This window comes from Streptomyces anandii JCM 4720, assembly GCF_014650655.1.
Lineage (GTDB): Bacteria > Actinomycetota > Actinomycetes > Streptomycetales > Streptomycetaceae > Streptomyces > Streptomyces anandii.
Genome location: NZ_BMVJ01000006.1, coordinates 175,421 through 180,284 on the forward strand (window position 1 = coordinate 175,421; position 4,864 = coordinate 180,284).

3 protein-coding genes and 1 pseudogene are annotated in these 4,864 nt (G+C 74.3%); all 4 read right to left on the reverse strand.

From position 1 onward, the window contains the following. Positions 1-244 (reverse strand): annotated as a pseudogene (locus IE249_RS37160) (right-handed parallel beta-helix repeat-containing protein); the annotation flags it as partial. A gap of 22 nt (positions 245-266) precedes the next feature. Continuing rightward, on the reverse strand, positions 267-2,216 hold the full coding sequence (locus IE249_RS13555) for a heparinase II/III family protein (RefSeq protein ID WP_189705061.1): 1,950 nt from the start codon (positions 2,214-2,216) through the stop codon (positions 267-269). After that, positions 2,213-4,405 (reverse strand): bi-domain-containing oxidoreductase, encoded by a 2,193-nt coding sequence (locus tag IE249_RS13560; RefSeq protein ID WP_189705062.1) that lies wholly within the window; start codon positions 4,403-4,405, stop codon positions 2,213-2,215. Before IE249_RS13560 ends, IE249_RS13555 begins: the two co-directional genes overlap by 4 nt. Before the next feature lie 41 nt (positions 4,406-4,446). After that, a partial coding sequence (locus IE249_RS37165; protein WP_229858362.1) for an asparagine synthase-related protein occupies positions 4,447-4,864 on the reverse strand: 418 nt, incomplete at its 5' end.

Here is a 4,864-nt window from a genome sequence, read left to right on the forward strand (position 1 = left end):
GGCTGCTCCTGGTCTTCGCGGCCAGGTCGCCGACCACCGCGGGGTCGACGGTCACCGCGCCCGCCGGCGCCTTCGCCGGCCCGGCCGGGGGCTTCGCGCACACGCGGGCCACGGACCGGGCCGCGGACGGGGACGGCTGGGCGGCCGGCTTCGCCGCCGGAGCACCGGATGTGCTCACACAGCCGGTCGCCAGCACGGCCAGCGCCAGCGGTGCCGCCGGCAACGCCCACTTCCGCCACTTCATCCCCACGTGTCCTTCCTCCTTCCTAGCCGTGGAACCCGAGCACGGTGGTGAGTTCTCTTCCGCCGTCGGTGAAGCCGGTGCCGATCAGGGTGGTTGACGGTTCCTTGCGGCCGAAGCCCGCGGAGTACCAGCCCAGCGGAGGGTCCGTCTCGCCGCGGTGCGCCCGCCAGTTCAGCTGCCCGGGCAGGTCCAGTACGGCGGAGCGTTCCTCGCCGTCCCGCGACCAGGTGAGCACGGCGCGGTTGCCCGCCAGGTCCGCGGTGACCGCCGGGCCGAGGTGGAACGCCAGGCGCACGGCCCGGCGCGGGCCGCCGCGCACCTCGTCGGTCACCCGCAACTCCCGCGTCGCGGCCTCCAGTTCCACCCGGCGGCGGTGCACGGAGGGCCCGTAGCCGTCGTGTTCGGCGCACCAGCGGGACACGCCCTCGCCGGGCGCGTCCGCCACCAGGACGCGGCTGCGGGCGTGCCGGGTCCACAGGAACGGACCGCCGGAGACGGACTGGTCCGTGCCGTCCAGCTCCAGGGTGTTGTGGCCGAGCGTCGAGCGGAAGTACCGCCGCCACTCGGGCTGCCCGTGGTAGCAGTACGTCCCCGGATCGGCGAGCACGTCGACCCCGTCGTGCCGGACCTCCAAGGACAGCGCGTCCGCGTGGGCGTGCGCCGCGATGGAGAGGAAGCCGTGCGGACCGCCGTCGCAGCGGCACCAGATCCCGCCCGGACCGCGCAGGACGGTGAGCCCCGCGTCGGCGAAGTGGGCGGGGCGGCTCGCCGGGCGGCGCGCGGACGGCCGCGCGGGACGGATGAGCGCGGCCAGCAGCGGGGTGCGCACATCGGTGCCGGTGACCTCCGGCCACCAGGCGAGGGCCCCGAACACGGCGTCCCCGGTGGCCAGCAGCGAGCCCCAGCGGTCGGTGCCCGCGCCGTCCACGACCAGGCCGTGCCCGTCGTCCGCGTCGCCCTGGCGCGGCGGCCGCAGCCGGTCGTCCACGACCGCGGCGAGCGCGTCGGTCATCCGCAGCAGCACCAGCCGCACCGACGAGGGGACCGGCACCTCGGCGGCGTCCGCCTCCGCCAGCGCGGCCAGGCCCAGCTCCAGTACGAGCCCGTGGTACTCGGTGGCCAGCTCCCGGTTGAGACCGGAGCCGAAGGTGTTGCCGCGCAGGTGCCGCTCCAGCGACCGCAGCGCCTCGGCCCGCCAGCGCGCCGAGGAGGGGAACCAGCCGAAGGCGCAGGAGGCGGCGAACTGCCCGGCCGCCTCGGCCACGACGTGGTTGTTCGCCGAGGACCCCCGGCTGGGGAAGGCGGCCAGCCAGCGCTGGTGGTGCCAGATCTGGTGCAGCGCCGCCGGGTTGTCCTCGAACAGGGCGGCCGCGCCCGGCCAGCCGTCGAGCAGCCGGCGTGTCCACACCCACGACAGCAGCCGGATGCCCAGCTCGATGCCGCTGGTCCAGTGCACCCCGCGCAACGGCGGGTTGGCCGCCCACCAGGAGCGCAGGTGCGCGTCCACGCGCTCGGCGTAGCGCTCGTCCCCGGTGACCGCGTAGGCGGCGGCGAGCCGGGTGAGGTACTGGTGCCGGGACGGCTCCCAGATCTGCTTGACGTCCCCGGCCGCGTCCTCGTCCCGGTACGGCACGTCGAAGGCGTAACCGCCCGGAGCGCGGCGCCCGGTCTTCGGGTCGTACCACCAGTCCGGGTCGGCCATGTCGTCGCGGTCCACCCCGAAGAACTCGGCGTGCCCGGACATCAGCCGGTCCGCCTCGGCGACGAGGCGCTTCGCGGCGTCCGGCGGGACCGCGGCGATGGTCCCGGCGGGCAGTACGGCGGTGAAGCGGGCGCCGGTCACGCGCGGGCAGTCCGGCGGCGGCGCCGACCGCCACCGCCGCCTGCGCACCGCGTCGCCCACCCGGCCGCCGACCTCCCGCGGCCCCATCCGGGACAGTCGCCGCAGGTACCAGCCCGCGCTCATGGTCATCGGGCGGCCGCCAGCGTCACCGGCGCGCCGCCGGCCAGTCCGGCCCGCACGGCGAGGGTGGCCGCCGTGGTCGCGGCCAGCGACCCGAGCGGCACCGGCATGGGCCCGCCGGTCCGAACGGCCTTGACGAACGAGGCAAGTTCGGCGGACTGACCCTTGTCCCGGGCCTTGGGCAGCCGCGAACTCACCCACCGCTTGCGGCCGTGGACCGACGCGCGGACGAAGTCGTCTAGCTGCAGCACCTTGCCGTCCGCGACCAGGTCCAGCGTCTCCTTGGGGAAGCCGGCCGCGCCGGTGGTGACGTAGCTGATGGTGGCGGTGGACCCGTCCGGGTAGCGCAGTACGACCTGGAGGTCCTCGTTGCCGGACGTGGCGACCGCGTACACCGAGACCGGGTCGGCGTCGAGCAGCCAGCTCGCCGTGTCGATGAAGTGCCCGCCCTCGCCCGCGAACCGTGTGCCCTCGGAGCCCTGCTGGAGATACCAGCTGCCGTGGTCCAGCCGGCCGGCGTTGACGAGGTAGCGCAGGCTCGCCGGACCGGTGCGGGCGCCGAACCGCCGCTTCGCCTCCCGCAGCAGCGGAGCGAACCGGCGGTTGAAGCCCACCTGGATCCGGTCGTTGCCGGACTCCTCGACGGCCGCCAGCACCTTGGCCAGTTCGTCCTCGGTCAGGGCCAGCGGCTTCTCCACGAACACCGCCTTGCCGGCCAGCAGCGCCTTGCAGGTCAGATCGGCGTGCGAGCTGTGCCGGGTGACCACGAACACCGCGTCGACGGACTTGTCGCCGAGCACGGCGTCCAGATCGGTGGTCGCCTCGGCGAAGCCGAACTTGCGCTGCGCGTTGGCGGCGGACAGCGCGGTCGTGGTGACGACGGCCGACAGTTCGACGCCGCCGCGCCGCGCCAGGTGCGGCAGCAGCATCGACGTCGCGTAGTTCCCCGCGCCGACGAACGCCAGCCGCACCGGTGTCCCGGCCGCCCGCGCCGGGGCGGGCGCGGAGCCCTCGCACCGCACCGCGGGCACGGTCACCGAGGGGGCCCCGGCCGGGCTCGGGTCCTCGGCCGCGGTCCCGGAGTAGCGGAACAGCACGGCCAGCGCCTTGAGTTCGCCGTCCTTCAGACGCCTGTACGTGTCCACGGCCTCGTCGAAGCCGGCGATGTGCGAGATCAGGGGCTCCACGTCGACGCGGCCGCGGGCGAGGAGGTCGAGGAAGCAGGCGAGGTTGCGGCGCTCGGTCCAGCGCACGTAGCCGATCGGGTAGTCCCGCCCCTGGAGTTCGTACTCCGGGTCGTAGCGCCCGGGGCCGTAGCTGCGGGAGAAGCGGACGTCGAGCTCCTTCTCGTAGTACGCGTTCCACGGCAGGTCCAGGCGGCACTTGCCGATGTCGACGACCCGTCCGCGGTCCCGGCTCAGGTGGGCGGCCAGCTCCACGGGCTGGTTGCTGCCGCCGCCGGCGGCCAGGTACACCTGGTCCACGCCCAGGCCGCCGGTGAGTTCGGCGACGGCGGCCTCCACGGCGGCGGACGCGGGATCGCCGCAGGCCACGGCGCCCATGCGCTCGGCGAGCTCGCAGCGCGCCGGGTCGGGGTCGGCGCCGACGACGCGGACCCCGGAGGCGGTGAGCAGCTGCACGACCAGCTGCCCGATCAGCCCGAGGCCGATGACCAGGGCCACCTCGCCGAGCCGCGACTCGCCCTGGCGCACGCCCTGCAACGCGATCGAGCCGACGGTGCCGAAGGCCGCGTGCCGGGAGGCGAGACCGTCCGGGACCCGTGAATAGAGGTTCTCCGGCACCCAGTTCAGCTCGGCGTGCAGCGCGTGCTCGTTTCCGGCGCAGGCCACCAGGTCGCCGACCGTCACGTCGTCGATCCCGTCGCCGACCTGCTCGACCACCCCGCACAGCGAGTAGCCCAGCGGCGTGTAGGAGTCCAGCTTGCCCATCACCTTGCGGTACGTGGCGGGCACCCCGTTGGTGGCCACGCTCTGCATGACCTTGGCGACCTGGTCCGGCCGGGAGCGGGCCTTGCCCAGCATCGACATACCGGCCTCGGACACCTTCATGAGCTCGGTCCCGGTGGAGATCAGCGAGTAGGCGCTGCGGACCAGCACGCCACCCGGCTTGCACCCCGGCACGGGCACGTCGAGCAGCGCCAGCTCGCCGCTCTTGTAGTTCTGCACAATCTGTTTCACCCGAGCTCCTCTTGTCTTTACGCCGTCATGCCGTCGTGCCGTCATGCCGCCCGGCTCTCGCCGGAGCCGGAGGTCGCGTCGCGGTACCAGTACTCGAGGGTCAGCACGTGCCACAGATGCTTGGAGAAGTCCCGCCGCCCGGCGGAGTCCTCGGCGGCCATCCGCTGCAGCGCCTCGCGGCGCAGCAGCCCGGACCGCACCAGCTCGCCGTCGTGCACCACCTCGCGCACCAGCGGCGCCAGATCCCGGCTCATCCAGGCCCGCAGCGGTGCGCTGAACAGCCCCTTGGGCCGGTACACGATCTCCCGGGGCAGGACCGAGGCGGCCGCCTCCTTGAGTACGGCCTTGCCCTGCCGTCCGGCGATCTTCCGGTCGCCGGGTACGGTGAACGCCGCCCTGACCACCTCGACGTCCACGTACGGCACCCGTACCTCGGTCGACGCGGCCATGCTGGAGCGG